We start from the raw sequence: 17,012 nt of genomic DNA, 5'->3' as shown, positions 1-17,012 counted from the left end.
TCAGCCCGTCGCGCGCCGCCTCCTTGAGGTCGATGCCCGCACAGAACGCCGGGTCGGTACCGGTGAGCACGACCGCATGCACCGCCTCGTCGGCGTCGGCGGACTTCAGCGCGGCGTACAGCGAACGGATCAGAACGCGGTTCAACGCATTGCGCGCCTCGGGACGGTTCAACGTCAGAACCCGGACCGGACCGTGGTCGGTGCGCATCACGAATTCGTCGGCAGTCACGGGGATGCGCTAACGCACGAATTGGTTCGCGGTGTTCGCCAGATCGAGGATCGGCTGAGGAAGGGCGCCGAGCACCAGGGTGATGGCCGCAGTCAGCGTCACGGTCGCGGTGCTCAGCGCGCTCGGCACCACCACCGTTGGCGCGTCTTCCGGCGGATCGGTGAAGAACATCAGCACGATCACCCGCACGTAGAAGTACGCCGCCACCGCGCTGGCGCAGACGCCGACGATCACCAGCGGTGCGGCGCCACCTTCGGCGGCCGCCTTGAACACGGCGAACTTGCTGACGAAGCCACTGGTCAAGGGGATCCCTGCGAAGGCGAGCAGGAACAGCGAGAACGCCACCCCGACCAGTGGATGGCTCCGGCCGAGTCCCGCCCACCGCAACATGTCGGTCTCCTCCTCGCCTGCCGCGTTGCGCACCACGCTGACGACGGCGAACGCGCCGAGAGTGCTGAAACCATAGGCGAACAGGTAGAACAACGTTGCGGACACACCGCTGTCGTTGAGTGCGATGACGCCCGTCAGGATGAAGCCCACATGGGCGACCGAGGAGTAGGCCAGCATTCGCTTGACGTCGCTCTGGGACACCGCCGTCACCGTGCCGACCACCATCGTGAGGATCGCGATGCCCCACATCAGCGGTCGCCAGTCATCCTCGAAGCCGGGAAGCGCGACGTAGAAGATTCGCAGCATGGCCCCGAACGCGGCGATCTTGGTAGCGGCTGCCATGAAGCCCGTGACCGGCGTGGGAGCGCCTTGATACACGTCGGGGATCCACGAATGAAACGGCACCGCACCGACTTTGAACAGCACACCGACTGTCAGCAAGCCGATGCCGACGAGTGCCAGCGTGGTGTCGTCCGAACTGGCCGCTTGGTCGCGGATACCGGTGAGGCTCAGTCCGCCCGAGTAGCCGTACAGCAGGGCGATCCCGTACAGGAAGAACGCCGATGAGAACGCCCCGAGGAGGAAGTACTTGAGCGCCGCCTCCTGGGAGAGAAGCCGCCGGTGCCTGGCCAACCCGCACATCAGGTACAGCGGCAGTGAGAACACCTCGAGTGCGACGAACATGGTCAGAAGGTCGCCTGCGGCGGGGAAGAGCATCATCCCGCCGAGGGCGAGCATGGTCAGTGGGAAGATCTCGGTCTGTGCGACACCGGCTTTCGTGGCGAGCTTCTCGGTGACGCTGCCCGGCACGGCCGAGGCCATCGGAGTGAATGCGTCGAGGCCCGCTGCTCCTTCATTCGCGTCGACCTCGGAGGCGATGCGGCGTTCGGCGATCAGCAGCGTGGCGAGGATGCCTACGAGAAGCAGGGTGCCCTGCAGGAACAACGCCGGCTTGTCGAGCGCGACGGCCCCGCCAACGGCGGTCCGGCCCAGCGACGAGCCAAGGCCGATCCACTCGGTGACGACGGCGACCAATGCGGCCACCTGACCTCCGATGGCCAGCGACAGTTGTACCCGGTACCGGACGCTGCGGGGCAGGAAGGCTTCGACCAGCACGCCGAGCACGGCGACGCCGAGCACGATCAACATCGGTGACAGCAGCCCGTATTCGACCGACGGTGCGGTGATGGTCATTTGGCGGGTCCTTCCGCGACACGGGGTGCGGGGTCCTGCTGGCCTATCGTGCTCAGCGTGTGGCCGACGGCGGGGTCAATCACGTCCAGTACCGGTTTCGGATACACGCCGAGTACCAGCAGGATCGCGATCAGGGGCGCCACGACGACGAGTTCCCTTGGGACGAGGTCACGCAGTTTGTCGTTGCCGGGACCGACGGGTCCGGTCATCATGCGCTGGTACGTCCACAGGATGTAGATCGCCGACAGCACCAGCGCGGACGCCGCGAAGACGGCCATGACCGGGTACGTGGTGAACGTGCCGATCAGCACCAGGAATTCGCTGATGAACGGCGCAAGGCCGGGTAGCGACAGGGTGGCCAGTCCAGCGACGAGGAACGTGCCCGCCAGCACCGGCGCGACCTTCTGTACACCCCCGAAGGAGGCGATGGTGCGACTTCCCCTGCGCGACACCAGGAATCCCGCGACGAGAAACAGAGCCGCGGTCGAGATGCCGTGGTTGACCATGTAGAGGGTCGAGCCGGACTGGCCCTGGCTGGTCATCGCGAAGATGCCGAGGATGATGAATCCGAAGTGCGAGATCGACGTGTAGGAGATGAGCCGCATCACGTCGGTCTGGCCGATCGCCACGACTGCGCCGAAGATGATGCCGATCACCGCGAGCGTGATGATCAACGGCCGGAACGTCATCGAAGCGTCGGGGAACAACTGCAGGCAGTAGCGCAGCATGCCGAACGTGCCGACCTTGTCGACGACGGCCATCATCAGCACGGCCGTCGCCGGGGTGGCCTCGACGGCGGCGTCGGGCAACCAGCGGTGGAACGGCCAGAGCGGCGCCTTGACCGCGAAGGCGAACATGAACCCGAGGAAGAGCGCGTTGAGCACCGCGGGGCTGATGTTGAGCGATCCATCCTCCACGGCAGCCACGATCGCGCGGAAGTCGAACGTCCCCGCGTCGAAGGCGGTGCTGGTGGCGGTGGCCACGTACAGTCCGATGACCGCGGCGAGCATGATCAGACCACCGAACAGGTTGTACAGCAGGAACTTCACCGCTGCCTTGGACCGGTTCGCGCCGCCAAAGCCTCCGATGAGGAAGTACATCGGGATCAGCATGGCCTCGAAGAACACGTAGAACAGCAGGACGTCGAGAGCGACCAGCGAGATGAGCACCATGCCCTCGACGGCCAGCGTCAAGGCCATGTACGTGTGCGTGGACCGGGCCTGATCGCTGCCGTCGTGCCAGCCCGCGACGATCAGCAGCGGCACCAGGACGGCCGTGAGCACCACCAGTGCAAGTGCGATCCCGTCGAGGCCCAGGATGTAGCCCGTTCCGAAGGATGGGATCCACGCGTGGTCCTCGACGAACTGGTATTGCGCTCCCGCCGGGTCGAAGGTCACGGCGAGCGTCACCGCGATCGCCAGCACCACCAGCGAGACGACGAGGGCCGCATACTTCGCGAGATGTCGTGCCGCCGAGGGCAACAGGATCACGCCCGCCGCGCCGACCATCGGAACGGCCCAGAGAATCGTCAGCCACGGCACGCCGGTCACCAGACCCTCACCGCCAGAATCGCGGCGATCACCAGGACGGCGCCACCCAGCATGGACAGGGCGTACGAGCGGGCGAACCCAGTTTGGAACTGCCGCAGCCGCTCCGAGCTGCCGCCGACGAGCGCGCCGAGCCCGCGGGACACGTCCTCGATGCCGTCGTCGTCGATCTCGACCAGGCCCGCCGTGACGAGCTGGCCCGGCCGCATCAACACGTCTTCGTTGAAGGCGTCGCCGTAGAGGTCCCTGCGGGCAGCGACGGTCAACGCGGACACGTCGTCCGGCGCCGTCTCGGGGACGGGGCGCATCGCGTACATGCGGTACGCGATTCCGATGCCGACCGCGACCACGGCCAGCGTGATGGTCGTCATCACCCAGACGGGGATCGAGTGCTCGGCTTCATGGGCGCCGACGACCGGTTCGAGCCAGTGCTCGAGCGTGCCGCCGATGGCGAGTAGTCCGCCCGCGCCCACCGATCCGACCGCGAGCACGATCATCGGCCACGTCATGCTGGCAGGCGATTCGTGCGGGTGAGCACCTTCTCGCCAGCGCTTCTCCCCGAAGAACGTCATCAGCATCACCCTGGTCATGTAGAACGCGGTGATGCCCGCCCCGAGGAGAGCGGCTCCGCCGAGTAGCAGGCCCTTGACTCCGCCTGCGGCGAAGGCGGTTTCGATGATCGCGTCCTTGGAGAAGAACCCGGCGAACGGCGGTACGCCGATGATTGCCAGATAGCCGAGCCCGAACGTCACGAACGTGATGGGCATGAACGTGCGCAGTCCGCCGAATCGCCGCATGTCCGTTTCGTCATCCATGCCGTGCATCACCGACCCCGCGCCGAGGAAGAGCCCCGCCTTGAAGAAGCCGTGGGTCAGCAGATGCAGGATCGCGATGGCGTAACCGGCAGGCCCGAGACCCGCCGCGAGCACCATGTAGCCGATCTGCGACATCGTCGACGCGGCGAGCGCCTTCTTGATGTCGTCCTTCGCGCAGCCGATGACCGCGCCGAAGAGCAGGGTCACCGCCCCGACGATCACGACGCCGAGACGGGCGTCGGGCGCGAGGTCGTAGACGGGTCCGGAGCGCACGATCAGATATACGCCTGCGGTCACCATGGTCGCCGCGTGGATGAGCGCCGACACCGGCGTGGGGCCCTCCATCGCATCACCGAGCCACGACTGCAACGGCACCTGTGCGGACTTGCCGCACGCGGCGAGCAGCAGCAGCAGTCCGATCGCGGTGAGCGTGCCCTGCGAGATCTCGCTGGCGGCACCGAATACGCCGGCATACGAGATGGTTCCGACGCTTGCGAACATCACCATGATGGCCAGGGCCAGGCCGACGTCACCGACGCGGTTGACGACGAACGCCTTCTTCGCCGCAGTCGCGGCCGACGGCTTGTGCGACCAGAAGCCGATCAGCAGGTAAGAGGCGAGACCGACACCCTCCCAGCCCACGTAGAGCCCGAGGTAGTTGTCGGCGAGGACCAGCAGAAGCATGGCCGCAACGAACAGGTTGAGATAGGCGAAGAAGCGTCTGCGTTCGGGATCGTGCGCCATGTAGCCGACCGAGTAGACGTGGATGAGCGAACCGACGCCGGTGATCAGCAACACGAAACACACTGACAGCTGGTCGAGTTGGAGCCCGAAGTCGACCTGCAATCGGCCCACCGGTACCCAGGAGAACAGGTGCTCGTGTATCTCCCTGTTCTCGGCGACGCGGTTGAGCTGGTCGACGAACAACACCGCTCCGACGACGAAGGACGCCAGCACCGTCGCACAGCCAAGCAGGTGGCCCCAGGCGTTGGTGGACTTGCCGCCGAGCAGCAGGATCGCCGCACCGAGCAGTGGGAGCGCAATCAGCAGCCACACGGGAAGTGTCATGATACTCAAGCTCGTCTCTTCTTCGCGCAGGCGCTCATCAGTGCTTCAGCAGGCTGGCCGCGTCGACCGAGGCCGACTGTCTGGCGCGGAAGATGGTCATGATGATCGCAAGACCGACCACCACCTCGCACGCGGCGACGACCATGGTGAAGAACGCCACGACCTGCCCGTCGAGGTGCCCGTGCATCCGGGAGAACGTGACGAAGGCGAGGTTGGCCGCGTTGAGCATCAACTCGACGCACATGAACATCACGATGGCGTTGCGCCGCAACAGCACCCCCGCCGCCCCGATGGTGAACAGCAGCGCCGAGAGATAGAGGTAGTTGTAGGGGTTCACCGGGGCTCCCCGTTCTTGGCCCCCGCCATGGTTCGCGGCGGCAGGATGCCGCTCACCGACGTGTCGGCGTCGGAGCCGTCGGGCAGTCGGGCGGCCATGTCCACGGCGTTGTGGCGGGCGTACACGCCTGGGCTCGGCATCGGGGTGGCGTGCCCACCCGAGGCGAAGCGCTCGATCGAGAGTTCGCGCTGGGTCTTGCGGCGGTCGACCCGTTCCCGGTGGGTCAGCACCATCGCGCCGAGGGTGGCGGTGATGAGCAGTGCGCTGGTCAGCTCGAATGCCCACAGGTAGCGGACGAAGATCAGCGCAGCCAGGCCCTCGACGTTGCCGCCCGCGTTGGCGTCGGTGAGGCCGGTGAATCCGGCGAGGGACAGGTTGCCGATGGCCGCGATCAGCAGTACGCCGAATGCGACGCCTGCGCAGATCGCGGCGATACGTTGTCCGCGAATGGTTTCCACCAGCGAGTCGGAGGAGTCCACTCCGATCAGCATCAGGACGAAGAGGAACAGCATCATCACGGCGCCGGTGTAGACGACGATCTGCACGATGCCGAGGAACAGCGCGTCCTGGGCGATGTAGAGCACCGCGAGGATGATCATCGTGATCGCGAGGAAGATCGCCGAGTACACGGCCTTGGGGGCGGCGACCACGGCGATGGCGCCGAGCACCGCGAACGTGCCGAGCACCCAGAACGTCACCGCCTCCGTGGTGGACGTGCGGTAGGCGGCGTCGGCCGCGAGCAGCGTGAGTTCGACCGTCACAGAACGACTTCCTCGACCGGATCGCGGGGCTTCTGACGAGGTTTCACCTCTGGCATCCCGAGCGAGGTGGCGAGACCGTCAGCCCTGATGTTCCCGCGGTAGTAGTCCTCGTCGGTGCTGCCCGCGGCCATCGCGTGCGGCGGTGCCGTCATGCCGGGCTGCAGCGGTGCCAACAACTTGTCCTTGCCGTAGATCAGGTCGGAGCGGTTGTCGTCGGCCATCTCGTAGTCGTTGGTCATCGTCAGTGCCCTGGTCGGGCATGCCTCGATGCACAAGCCGCACCCGATGCACCGCAGATAGTTGATCTGGTACACCTGCCCGTACCGCTCGCCGGGGGAGAACCGCTCGTCCTCGGTGTTGTCGGCGCCCTCGACGAAGATCGCGTCGGCCGGGCACGCCCATGCGCAGAGCTCGCAGCCGATGCACTTCTCCAGGCCATCGTCGTACCGGTTGAGTTGGTGGCGACCGTGATAACGCTTTGCCGTCGGACCGGGACTCTCCGGGTATTCCTCGGTGATCGGCTTCTTGAACATCGTCTTGAACGTCACGCCGAAGCCGGCGATGGCGTCGATGAAGTGTGGCCTCTTAGACATCGGCGGGCTCCTTCACGGGAATGGGCGGTATCGGGAAAGCCCCCGAATCGGCCGCGGGCGTGTCCGGGATTCTGGCGACCCGGCGGGTCTCCTTCTGCCGCAACGTCCGCCAGAGATAAACCAGCAGCAGGAATGCGACGAACGCGCTGGTGGTGATGAGAACGACGGCCAAGCCGTCGTACCCCTCGTTGCGCAGGGTCCGGACGACGGCGACCGTCACGATCCACGCCAGCGAGATGGGGATGAGGAGCTTCCAGCCCAGGTTCATGAACTGGTCGTAACGCAGGCGCGGCAGCGTCGCTCGCAGCCACATGAATCCGAACATGAACGTCCAGACCTTCACGATGAACCACAGCAACGGCCACCAGCCGGAGTTCGCCCCGTCGATCATGTTGAACGGCCACGGGGCCTGCCACCCCCCGAGGAACAGCGTGGTGGCCAATGCCGAGACCGTGGTCATGTTGACGTACTCGGCGAGCATGAACATCGCGAACTTGAGCGAGGAGTACTCGGTGTGGAATCCGCCGACCAGCTCGCCCTCGGCCTCTGGCAGATCGAAGGGCGCACGGTTGGTCTCACCGACCATCGAGGTGACGTAGATCAGGAATGACGGCAGCAACAGGAACGCGTACCAGATGCCCTGCTGCTTCGCGACGATCTCGGAGGTGGACATGGTGCCGGAGTAGAGGAAGACCGCGGCGAAGGACAGCGCCATCGCGATCTCATAGGAGATCACCTGCGCGCTCGAGCGGATCCCACCGAGTAGGGGATACGTGGATCCGGAGGACCAGCCCGCCAGGACGATTCCGTATACGCCGATCGAGGTGACGCCGAGTACGTACAGCACTCCGACGGCGAGGTCGGTGAGTTGCAGCGGGGTTTGGTGCCCGAAGACGCTGACCATGCCGCCCATCGGAATCACGGCGAACGCCATGATCGCGGGAATGACCGCGATCACCGGTGCCGCGAGGTAGATGGGCTTGTCGACGCCCGCCGGAATCAGGCCTTCCTTGAGTGCCAGTTTTACACCGTCGACCAGGCTCTGGAGTACGCCGAAGGGGCCAACTCGGTTGGGGCCGTAGCGCATCTGCATCCGGCCGAGGATCTTGCGCTCGAGCAGGATTGCCACGAGAACGGTGAGCAGCAGGAAGACGAATACGCCGAGTGCCTTGCCGAGCACCAGCCACCAGGGATCGTGGCCGAACGAGGTGAGATCTGGGTACGTCACGCCTGCTCACCGCCAACCGAAATGGCCACCACGTCGCCGGGTGATGCGCCAAGGGCCGGGTTCACCTGGGAACCCGGCGAATTCAGGGGCAGCCACACCACCCGGTCCGGCATCTCGGTGATCTCGAGCGCAAGGGTGATGGCGCCGCGCGGCGTCGCCACGGTGATCGGTCCGCCGTCGTCGGCGCCGATCTCGGTGGCAGTCCTTCGCGACAGCCGTGCCACGCTGGGCCGCGCCGTCCCGGCGAGGTGGGGCTCGCCGTCCTGGAGTCGGCCCCTGTCGAGCAGCATCCGCCAGCCCGAGAGCACCGCACGGCCCGTGGCGGGGCGTTCCGACTGGGGGGCGGCCACGTTCGGCGCCGCGGCTCGCGTGCCCCGCCAGACACCGAGGCGCCGGAGTTCGTCGCGTGCGGCGGCCGCGTCGCGCAGTCCGAGGTCGACTCCGACCTCCTCGGCAAGTGCTGCGAGCACGCGTGAATCGGACGTCGCGCCGGGCGGCAGCGCTGGGTCGAAGGGACGTTGGCGGCCTTCCCAGTTGACGAACGTGCCCGACTTCTCGGACACCGGCGCGACGGGGAACACCACGTCGGCACGCTCGGTGACGGCGCTCTGGCGCAGCTCCAGACTGACGACGAACGGTGCGGCCTCGATCGCCGCGATCGCGGCGGCCGGGTCGGGCAGGTCGTCGATCTCCACACCGCCGACCAGCAGCGCCCCCAACGATCCGGCTGCGGCCGCCGCGATGATGCTCGACGTGTCGTGTCCCGGCTGGTCAGGGAGTTCGTCGACGTTCCATGCCGCGGCGATCTCCGCGCGTGCGGCGGAGTCCGACAGCGGTCGGCCCCCTGGAAGAAGATACGGCGCCGCACCGGCTTCCAGTGCGCCGCGTTCACCGGCGCGCCGGGGAATCCACGCGAGCCGGGCGCCGGTGCGTTCGACGAGACGCAGCACGGCGGAGTAGGCGCCTGGCGAGGTGGCGAGTCGCTCCCCGACCAGGACCACCGTCCCAGCCACCACGTCCTCACCGAGGGTATCGAGCGCCGCTGCTTCATCACCCGGCGCGGTGGCGATGAGCGTGCCACCCATCTTCGCCAGCCCTCGCGTGGCGAAGGGCGCGATCGAGCGGACCTTCAGCCCGCGCTTGCGGAATGCCTTGCGCAGCCGCAGATAGACGATCGGAGACTCCTCTTCCGGTTCGAATCCGGCCAGGAGCACGGCGGGCGCGGCCTCGAGGTCGGCGTACGTCACGGTCATCGGTTGCCCGGCGACGGCGGCGGCCAGGAACTGGGCCTCCTCGTCGGAGTGCGCGCGACTGCGGAAGTCGATGTCGTTGGTGCCAAGCACGATTCTGGCGAACTTGGCGTAGGCGTAGGCGTCTTCGAGCGTCGCCCGCCCGCCGACCAGCACTCCGGTGCGCCCGGCCGCCGCGGTCAGCCCGCGGATCGCCACCGCAACGGCCTCCGACCAGGATGCTGGGCGCTGGCTGCCGTCGGGGTCACGAACCAGGGGAGTTGCGATGCGGTCACCCTGGCTGGGATAGGTGAATGCCCAGCGTCCCTTGTCGCAGTTCCACTCCTCGTTGACCTCGGGGTCGTCACCGGCCAAGCGGCGCAGCACCTTTCCGCGGCGGTGATCCGTGCGCTGGGCGCACCCCGACGCACAGTGTTCGCACACGCTGGGTGAGGACACCAGGTCGAAGGGCCTGGCGCGGAACCGGTAGGCGGTGCCGGTCAGCGCGCCGACCGGACAGATCTGCACGGTGTTGCCCGAGAAGTAGGAGTCGAAGGGTGTGTCGGCCGCGATGCCGACCTGCTGCAGCGCTCCGCGTTCGAGTAGTTCGATGAAGGGGTCGCCGGCGATCTGGTTGGAGAAGCGCGTACATCTGGCACATAGCACGCACCGCTCCCGGTCAAGCAGCACCTGTGCGGACAGGTTGATGGGCTTGGGGAACGTGCGCTTGACGTCGGTGAAGCGCGTGTCGGCCTGGCCGTTGGACATCGCCTGGTTCTGCAGCGGACATTCGCCGCCCTTGTCGCAGACCGGGCAGTCCAGCGGGTGGTTGATCAACAGCAGTTCCATGACGCCGTGCTGCGCCTTGTCGGCTGCCTCGGAGGTCAGCTGCGTGCGCACCACCATGTCGGGCGTGACGGTGATGGTGCACGACGCCATGGGTTTGCGCTGTCCCTCCACCTCCACCAGGCACTGCCTGCAGGCCCCGACCGGCTCGAGTAGCGGATGGTCGCAGAACCGCGGGATCTGGATGCCGATGAGTTCGGCCGCGCGAATCACCAACGTGCCCTTGGGCACACTGATCTGGTGGTCGTCGATGGTCAGTGCCACCATCTCGACCGGGGTGGCCTCGGTGCCGGTCTTGTTCTCCGCAGTGGTCATACGGTCACCTTTCTCCCGCGAGCAGACACAAAGTGCCCTGCTTCCGGTCGAATGAGGGCACTTTGCGTCTGCTCGCGCTCATGACGGGACCCCCGCGGGTGCGACGAGCATCGATGCGTGTGGGTCGAACGGGCACCCACCGTCCAGGTGCGCGACGTACTCGTCGCGGAAGTGCTTGATGGACGACAGGACCGGGCTGGCCGCGCCGTCGCCGAGGGCGCAGAACGACTTGCCGAAGATCGCGTCGGAGATGTCGAGCAACTTGTCCACGTCCTCGCGGTGGCCGGTGCCGGATTCGAGCCGCTCGTAGATCTGGGCCAGCCAGTACGTGCCCTCGCGACACGGTGTGCACTTGCCGCAGGATTCGTGAGCGTAGAACTGTGTCCAGCGGCGGACCGCCCGCACCACGCACGTGGTCTCGTCGAAGATCTGAAGCGCCTTCGTGCCCAGCATCGATCCGACGCCAGCCATGTTCTCGTAATCGAGTGGCACGTCGAGGTGTTCGGCCGTGAGCAGCGGCGTCGACGAGCCGCCCGGCGTCCAGAACTTCAGCTCGTGGCCTGCCCGAATCCCGCCCGCGTAGTCGAGCAGTTCGCGGAGGGTGATGCCCAGTGGAGCTTCGTACTGACCGGGATTGGTGACGTGACCGGACAGCGAGTACAGCGTGAATCCTGGCGACTTCTCCGATCCCATCGACTTGAACCAGTCGACGCCGCCGCGCAGAACGGCTGGCACGCTGGCGATGGACTCGACGTTGTTCACCACCGTGGGGCACGCGTACAGGCCCGCGACGGCGGGGAACGGCGGTCGCAACCGCGGCTGACCCCGTCTTCCCTCGAGCGAGTCGAGCAGCGCGGTCTCCTCACCGCAGATGTAGGCCCCTGCCCCCGCATGCACGACGAGATCGAGGTCGAAGCCCGAGCCGAGGACGTCGGTGCCGAGGTACCCGGCGTCATAGGCCTCGGCGACGGCGGCCTGCAGTCGGCGCAGCACCGGAATCACCTCGCCGCGAACGTAGATGAACGCATGCCGGGCCCGGATGGCGTACGCCGCGATGATCGCACCTTCGACCAGTACGTGCGGGGTGGCCATCATGAGCGGAATGTCCTTGCAGGTGCCCGGTTCCGACTCATCGGCGTTGATCACGAGATAGTGCGGTTTGGCGCCGGCGCCGTCGGCCCCCTGCGGGATGAACGACCACTTCTGACCCGTCGGGAAGCCTGCACCGCCACGACCGCGCAGTCCGGAGTCCTTGACCAAGCCGATCACGGCGTCGGGTTCCATCGCGAGGGCCTTGCGCAGGGCGCGGTACCCGTCGTGGCGTTGGTAGGCCGCCATGGTCCAGGACGACGGCTCGTCCCAGTAGCTGCTCAATACGGGCGTCAGTGTCATGACTGCGCACCGTTCCTCGGCGGCACGTCGGCAGAGGGGCCGGGTGCCGGCTCGTTGCGCGCGGTGTCCTCCGTGATCTGTTCGTCGTCGGGCCCCTTGGCGGTGGAACCGGATTCCGCCACCGAGGGTGCAGACATGTTCCGCTCTCTTGCCACTCGCAGCCCTGCCAGCGTGGCGTCACCGGCGGTGGGGCCGTCGTTGGCGCCGGGCCGCTGGTCGGCGAAGCCGGCGAGGATCCGTGCGGTGTCGCGGAACGTGCACGGGGGAGCACCGCGGCTTGGCGTGACGGTCTGCCCCGTGCGCAGGTCGTCCACCAGATCCCTTGCCGACGACGGTGTCTGGTTGTCGAAGAACTCCCAGTTGACCATGATCACCGGTGCGTAGTCGCATGCGGCGTTGCACTCGATGTGCTCGAGTGTGACCTTGCCGTCGTCGGTGGTCTGCCCGGCGTGCACGTCGAGGTGCTGTTCGAGGACGTCGAGGATGGCGTCCCCGCCCATCACCGCGCACAGAGTGTTGGTGCACACGCCGACCAGGTACTCGCCCGTTGGCGTGCGCCGGTACATCGAGTAGAACGTCGCGACCGCGGTCACCTCGGCGGGACTTAGCTGCAATTGCCCTGCGCAGAAGGCGATTCCCGCGGGTGTGAGGTAGCCGTCCTCCGACTGGACCAGATGAAGCAGGGGCAGCAGCGCTGATCGCGCCTCAGGGTAGCGGGCGATGATCTGCGCCGCGTCGCCGGCGAGCCGTTGCGTCACCTCGGCCGTATACGACTGAGGCCCTTGCGAGATCGGCGGTCCCGGTTCGTCGGGCCGGGGCCCTAGTCGAAGTTCTACGACAGTCACCTGTCCACGCCTCCCATCACCGGATCGATCGATGCCACCGCCGCGATGGCGTCGGCCACCATGCCGCCCTCGCACATCGCCGCGACCGCCTGCAGGTTGGTGAAGGACGGATCGCGGTAGTGCACTCGGTAGGGCCGGGTGCCGCCGTCGGACACCATGTGTACGCCGAGTTCGCCCCGCGGCGACTCGACGGCGACGTAGACCTGTCCGGCGGGCACGCGAATGCCCTCGGTGACCAACTTGAAGTGGTGGATGAGCGCCTCCATCGAGCCGCCCATGATCTTGGCGATGTACTCGGGTGAGTTGCCGAGCCCGTCGGGCCCTGACGTGAGGTTGGCGGGCCAGGCCAGCTTCTTGTCGGTGATCATCACCGGCCCCGGCTTGAGCTTGTCCAGACACTGCTCGACGATCTTCAGTGACTCCCGCATCTCGCGGACGCGGATCATGTACCGGCCGTAGGCATCGCACTCGTCGGTGGTGATGACGTCGAACTCGTAGTTCTCGTAACCGCAGTACGGCTGGGCGCGGCGCAGATCGTGTGGCAGGCCGGTGGACCGAAGGCACGGTCCGGTGATGCCGAGCGCCATGCATCCCGTCAGGTCGAGGTAGCCGATGCCCTGGGTGCGGGCCTTCCAGATGTAGTTCTCGTTGAGGAGATTCTCGATGTCCTCCAACCGCTTCGGTAGCAGTACCATCAGCTCCCTGAGCTGAGGTACGGCCTCATCGGGCAGGTCCGCGGCCAGCCCCCCGGGTCGGATGAACGCGTGGTTCATCCGCAGACCGGTGATTGTCTCGAAGACGTTGAGCACGAGCTCGCGCTCGCGGAATCCGTAGAACATGGCCGACATCGAGCCCAGTTCCATCCCGCCCGTGGCCAGTGCCACGAGATGGCTGGAGATGCGGTTCAGCTCCATCAGCATCACCCGGATCACGCTGGCGCGTTCGGGGATGTCGTCGGTGACGTCCAGTAGTTTCTCGACGCCGAGGCAGTACGCCGTTTCGTTGAAGAACGGGGACAGGTAGTCCATCCGGGTCACGAACGTGACGCCCTGCGTCCAGTTGCGGAACTCGAGATTCTTTTCGATCCCGGTGTGCAGGTAGCCGATACCGCACCGGATCTCGGTGATGGTCTCACCATCGATCTCGAGGATCAGCCGGAGCACGCCGTGCGTCGAGGGGTGTTGCGGACCCATGTTGACGACGATGCGCTCGCCTGCGACCGCCTTGTCGCGGGCGGCCGCGACGACCTCGTGCCAGTCTTCACCGCCCACCGTGACGATCGTTTCTCGGGCCTCGGGCGGGTTGTTGGGGATGGTCATCAGTTGTAGGACCTCCGCTGGTCGGGCGGTTGTATCTTGGCGCCGTGGTATTCCACGGGGATGCCGCCCAACGGGTAGTCCTTGCGTTGTGGATGTCCCACCCAGTCGTCGGGCATCTCGATGCGGGTGAGCGACGGATGGCCGTCGAAGACGATGCCGAAGAAGTCGTACGTCTCGCGTTCGTGCCAGTCGGTGGTCGGGTACACCGAGAACAACGACGGCACATGCGGATCCGCATCGGGTGCGGCCACCTCGAGGCGAATCCTGCGGTTGTGGGTGATGGACATCAGTGGGTAGACGGCGTGCAGTTCGCGATCGGTGTCATCGGGATAGTGCACACCGGAGACGCCGAGGCACAGCTCGAATCGCAGGGTGGCGTGGTCGCGCAACGTCTGAGCGACGGCCACCAGTTGCTCACGACGTACCTCGAGGGTGAGTTCGTTGCGGAACACCACGATGCGTTCGACGGCGGCGGAGTAGACGTCGTCTCCGAGTGCGCCGGCCAGCGCATCGACGACCTGGTCGAAGTACCCGCCGTAGGGCCGTGGCGAGCCGCCTGGCAGTGCGACGTCGCGCACCAACCTGCCGTAACCCGAAGTGTCGCCGCTGCCCGTGACGCCGAACATGCCCCGCCGGACGCGGATGACCTCGGGTTCGTCCGGAGGAGCGCCATTGCCAGCCCCATTGTCGTTGCCGTTGGTGCCCGTCACGAGCGCAACAGTCCCTTGAGCTCGATGGTCGGCCGGGAGGCGAGTGCTGCCTCCTCTGCCGCCGCGATCGCCTCGGCGCGGTTGACGCCCAATGGCATCTCCTGGATCTTGTCGTGCAGCATCAGGATTGCGTTGAGGAGCATCTCGGGCCGGGGCGGGCAGCCCGGCAGGTAGATGTCGACCGGCACCACGTGGTCGACGCCCTGGACGATCGCGTAGTTGTTGAACATCCCGCCGGACGACGCGCACACCCCCATGGCGAGAACCCATTTCGGCTCCGCCATCTGGTCGTACACCTGCCGCAGCACCGGCGCCATCTTCTGGCTGACGCGGCCGGCCACGATCATCAGATCGGCCTGCCGCGGCGTGGCGGAGAACCGTTCCATGCCGAAGCGTGCGATGTCGAATCTCGGGCCGGCCGTTGCCATCATCTCGATGGCGCAGCACGCCAGGCCGAACGTCGCGGGCCACAGCGAACCCTTGCGCACGTAGCCGGCGACCTTCTCCAGCGTCGACAGCAGAATGCCGCCTGGAAGCTGTTCTTCGAGTCCCATGAGTCAGCTCAATCCCAGTTCAGTCCGCCGCGCCGCCACACGTATGCGTAGGCGACGAAGACCGTGAGCATGAACAGCAGCATCTCGACGACGGCGAACAAGCCGAGCGAGTCGAATGCGACGGCCCACGGATAGAGGAAGACGATCTCGATGTCGAAGACGATGAACAACATCGCCACGAGGTAGTACTTCACCGGAAACCGCTGGCCGGTCTGCAGGTCGCCGGGGGACCCCGGTGCGATCGGTTCGATGCCGCACTCGTAGGCCTCGAGTTTGGCCCGGTTGTAGCGCCGCGGGCCGATCACGGTGGCGATGACCACCGAGCCGATGGCGAACGCTGCCGCGATCGCACCTAGGACCAGGATGGGTATGTAAGCGTTCATACCGCTGTGTCGCTCCCTCGTTGGACTGTCGATGTGAGCTATCACACAGCTTAGTCTCGTTAACGGTCGGCTCGGCGCATTTTGGATAGGATCAGAAGAAGCAACTGCGCGCCGATGGTCCGCGAGATCGCTATCGCGAGAAGTGAATGGCGCCAGGCTATTTCGTGCTGGTTACTGTGTGATCGAGCGCAGCAGCGATGCGACGGCCTCGCCGAGTCGGATCGGGTCGATCGGATGTGATACGGCCGCCTCCGCTCGTGACCACGAGGCCAGCCAGGCGTCGTCCGGACGGCCCGTCAGCACCAGAATCGGCGGGCAGTGCGCGACCTCGTCCTTGAGCTGCTTGGCCAGCCCCATCCCGCCCGTTGGCGTGGCTTCGCCGTCCAGGATCGCGAGATCGATGCCGCCCTTGTCAAGGTTCGCGACGACGACCGGTGCGGTGGCCACGTCGACATACTCCAACTCCGGAAGGTCGGGGTGAACCCGCTTGCCCAGCGCGGACCGCACCTGATCGCGGGTGACGGCGTTGTCGCTGTAGACGAGGATCTTCAGGGGCGACTCGGGCACATGGGCGATGCTACGACGCTGCCCCGGCCCGCGGTGTGAATACGGCCACGCCTTCGATGAGTGTGGTTGGCGGGATCATGCCAAGCAGGTTGCCGTCGACGCCGAGTTCCTCGCGGTTGATCTTGGTATGGCTGGTGATCCGGACCGCGCCGTCATCGAGCAGCTCCGCGGTGGCGGGCAGGACGAGGCGGTGTGCGCTCTCCTTGATGGTGAGGGTGGCGTCGAGGTCGAGCTGGTCTGCGCCGGTGACCTTCGCACCGTGAACCTCGACCGTGATCTCGGGGTGGTTCGCGACGTCGAAGAAGTCTGCTGATCGCAGGTGCTCGTCGCGCTTGCCGATGCCGGTCGACAGCGACGCCGCGCCGACGCGCAGCACTCCGGCGACGGTGTGCGACGAGGTGATCTCGCCTTCGCCATCCACATCGCTGAACGTGCCCTTCACGGTGAGCGCGCCCCAGAACGTCTTGTTCCGGAACGTCAGCGTCGACCGTTCGGGATCCAAGAGCCACGTGGTGCCCGGGTTGGTGGCGGCGATTGAATTAGCTGGAGTCGTCATGTCGTTCTCCTGAGCAGTGGAGCCATGTCGGCCGGATCGAAGTACTCGTCTATCCGCGTGATCAGGCCGTCATCGACCTTGATCACGATGCATACCCGCAGTGTGATTGACGAACCGTTGGTCCCGTCGGCCCG

At 66.3% G+C, this 17,012-nt stretch carries 18 protein-coding genes; all 18 read right to left on the bottom strand.

The annotated features are described in order from the left end of the window. The coding region (locus tag ACRDUX_RS30895; protein ID WP_526419662.1) for an enoyl-CoA hydratase/isomerase family protein at positions 1-208 on the bottom strand (208 nt) is incomplete at its 3' end. Positions 209-238: 30 nt separating this feature from the next. Further along, positions 239-1,813, bottom strand: a complete 1,575-nt coding sequence (gene nuoN, locus ACRDUX_RS30890; RefSeq protein WP_526419658.1) for an NADH-quinone oxidoreductase subunit NuoN — start codon at positions 1,811-1,813, stop codon at positions 239-241. Next, entirely contained in the window at positions 1,810-3,363 is a 1,554-nt protein-coding gene (locus ACRDUX_RS30885; RefSeq protein ID WP_526419657.1) for an NADH-quinone oxidoreductase subunit M, read from the bottom strand. The genes nuoN and ACRDUX_RS30885 overlap by 4 nt, the downstream gene beginning before the upstream one ends. Next, the gene (gene nuoL, locus ACRDUX_RS30880; RefSeq protein WP_526419655.1) at positions 3,360-5,243 is read right to left on the bottom strand and encodes an NADH-quinone oxidoreductase subunit L; all 1,884 of its coding nucleotides are present in this window, start codon (positions 5,241-5,243) and stop codon (positions 3,360-3,362) included. Before nuoL ends, ACRDUX_RS30885 begins: the two co-directional genes overlap by 4 nt. Positions 5,244-5,280: 37 nt before the next feature. Then, a complete protein-coding gene (gene nuoK, locus ACRDUX_RS30875; protein ID WP_526419653.1) occupies positions 5,281-5,580 on the bottom strand; it encodes an NADH-quinone oxidoreductase subunit NuoK in 300 nt (99 codons plus the stop codon). Further along, entirely contained in the window at positions 5,577-6,341 is a 765-nt protein-coding gene (locus ACRDUX_RS30870; RefSeq protein ID WP_526419651.1) for an NADH-quinone oxidoreductase subunit J, read from the bottom strand. The genes nuoK and ACRDUX_RS30870 overlap by 4 nt, the downstream gene beginning before the upstream one ends. Continuing rightward, the gene (gene nuoI, locus ACRDUX_RS30865) at positions 6,338-6,934 is read right to left on the bottom strand and encodes an NADH-quinone oxidoreductase subunit NuoI (protein WP_526419649.1); all 597 of its coding nucleotides are present in this window, start codon (positions 6,932-6,934) and stop codon (positions 6,338-6,340) included. Before nuoI ends, ACRDUX_RS30870 begins: the two co-directional genes overlap by 4 nt. Next, positions 6,927-8,162 (bottom strand): NADH-quinone oxidoreductase subunit NuoH, encoded by a 1,236-nt coding sequence (gene nuoH / locus ACRDUX_RS30860; RefSeq protein ID WP_526419647.1) that lies wholly within the window; start codon positions 8,160-8,162, stop codon positions 6,927-6,929. The genes nuoI and nuoH overlap by 8 nt, the downstream gene beginning before the upstream one ends. Next, positions 8,159-10,552 (bottom strand): NADH-quinone oxidoreductase subunit G, encoded by a 2,394-nt coding sequence (locus ACRDUX_RS30855; RefSeq protein WP_526419645.1) that lies wholly within the window; start codon positions 10,550-10,552, stop codon positions 8,159-8,161. Before ACRDUX_RS30855 ends, nuoH begins: the two co-directional genes overlap by 4 nt. Before the next feature lie 78 nt (positions 10,553-10,630). Beyond that, entirely contained in the window at positions 10,631-11,944 is a 1,314-nt protein-coding gene (gene nuoF / locus ACRDUX_RS30850) for an NADH-quinone oxidoreductase subunit NuoF (protein ID WP_526419643.1), read from the bottom strand. Beyond that, complete coding sequence (nuoE, locus tag ACRDUX_RS30845) at positions 11,941-12,789, bottom strand: NADH-quinone oxidoreductase subunit NuoE (RefSeq protein ID WP_526419641.1); 849 nt, start codon at positions 12,787-12,789, stop codon at positions 11,941-11,943. Before nuoE ends, nuoF begins: the two co-directional genes overlap by 4 nt. Next, a complete protein-coding gene (gene nuoD / locus ACRDUX_RS30840) occupies positions 12,786-14,108 on the bottom strand; it encodes an NADH dehydrogenase (quinone) subunit D (RefSeq protein WP_526419639.1) in 1,323 nt (440 codons plus the stop codon). Before nuoD ends, nuoE begins: the two co-directional genes overlap by 4 nt. Beyond that, the gene (locus tag ACRDUX_RS30835) at positions 14,108-14,818 is read right to left on the bottom strand and encodes an NADH-quinone oxidoreductase subunit C (protein ID WP_526419637.1); all 711 of its coding nucleotides are present in this window, start codon (positions 14,816-14,818) and stop codon (positions 14,108-14,110) included. The genes nuoD and ACRDUX_RS30835 overlap by 1 nt, the downstream gene beginning before the upstream one ends. Continuing rightward, positions 14,815-15,372 (bottom strand): NADH-quinone oxidoreductase subunit B, encoded by a 558-nt coding sequence (locus ACRDUX_RS30830; RefSeq protein ID WP_526381761.1) that lies wholly within the window; start codon positions 15,370-15,372, stop codon positions 14,815-14,817. The genes ACRDUX_RS30835 and ACRDUX_RS30830 overlap by 4 nt, the downstream gene beginning before the upstream one ends. Positions 15,373-15,380: 8 nt before the next feature. Further along, the gene (locus ACRDUX_RS30825) at positions 15,381-15,755 is read right to left on the bottom strand and encodes an NADH-quinone oxidoreductase subunit A (protein WP_526419635.1); all 375 of its coding nucleotides are present in this window, start codon (positions 15,753-15,755) and stop codon (positions 15,381-15,383) included. A gap of 171 nt (positions 15,756-15,926) precedes the next feature. Beyond that, positions 15,927-16,322 (bottom strand): Rv3143 family two-component system response regulator, encoded by a 396-nt coding sequence (locus tag ACRDUX_RS30820; RefSeq protein WP_526419633.1) that lies wholly within the window; start codon positions 16,320-16,322, stop codon positions 15,927-15,929. Between the two features lie 10 nt (positions 16,323-16,332). Continuing rightward, positions 16,333-16,878: a YceI family protein gene (locus tag ACRDUX_RS30815; protein ID WP_526419632.1), complete on the bottom strand. Its 546-nt coding sequence runs from the start codon at positions 16,876-16,878 to the stop codon at positions 16,333-16,335. Continuing rightward, positions 16,875-17,012, bottom strand: a 138-nt coding sequence (locus ACRDUX_RS30810) for a nuclear transport factor 2 family protein (RefSeq protein WP_526419660.1), incomplete at its 5' end; no start/stop codon positions are given. The genes ACRDUX_RS30815 and ACRDUX_RS30810, both read right to left, overlap by 4 nt.

The organism is Mycobacterium sp. (genome assembly GCF_050701675.1).
Classification (GTDB): Bacteria; Actinomycetota; Actinomycetes; order Mycobacteriales; family Mycobacteriaceae; genus Mycobacterium.
Note: the sequence above shows the minus strand (reverse complement) of the source record. Positions and strands in the feature narration are given on the sequence as shown.

Bases quoted from the DNA above. Each gene is read 5' to 3' on its own strand.
- nuoN (WP_526419658.1), bottom strand. From the start codon at position 1,813: ATGACCATCACCGCACCGTCGGTCGAATACGGGCTGCTGTCACCGATG.
- nuoL (WP_526419655.1), bottom strand. From the start codon at position 5,243: ATGACACTTCCCGTGTGGCTGCTGATTGCGCTCCCACTGCTCGGTGCG.
- nuoI (WP_526419649.1), bottom strand. From the start codon at position 6,934: ATGTCTAAGAGGCCACACTTCATCGACGCCATCGCCGGCTTCGGCGTG.
- ACRDUX_RS30855 (WP_526419645.1), bottom strand. From the start codon at position 10,552: ATGACCACTGCGGAGAACAAGACCGGCACCGAGGCCACCCCGGTCGAG.
- nuoF (WP_526419643.1), bottom strand. From the start codon at position 11,944: ATGACACTGACGCCCGTATTGAGCAGCTACTGGGACGAGCCGTCGTCC.
- nuoD (WP_526419639.1), bottom strand. From the start codon at position 14,108: ATGACCATCCCCAACAACCCGCCCGAGGCCCGAGAAACGATCGTCACG.
- ACRDUX_RS30830 (WP_526381761.1), bottom strand. From the start codon at position 15,372: ATGGGACTCGAAGAACAGCTTCCAGGCGGCATTCTGCTGTCGACGCTG.
- ACRDUX_RS30825 (WP_526419635.1), bottom strand. From the start codon at position 15,755: ATGAACGCTTACATACCCATCCTGGTCCTAGGTGCGATCGCGGCAGCG.
- ACRDUX_RS30815 (WP_526419632.1), bottom strand. From the start codon at position 16,878: ATGACGACTCCAGCTAATTCAATCGCCGCCACCAACCCGGGCACCACG.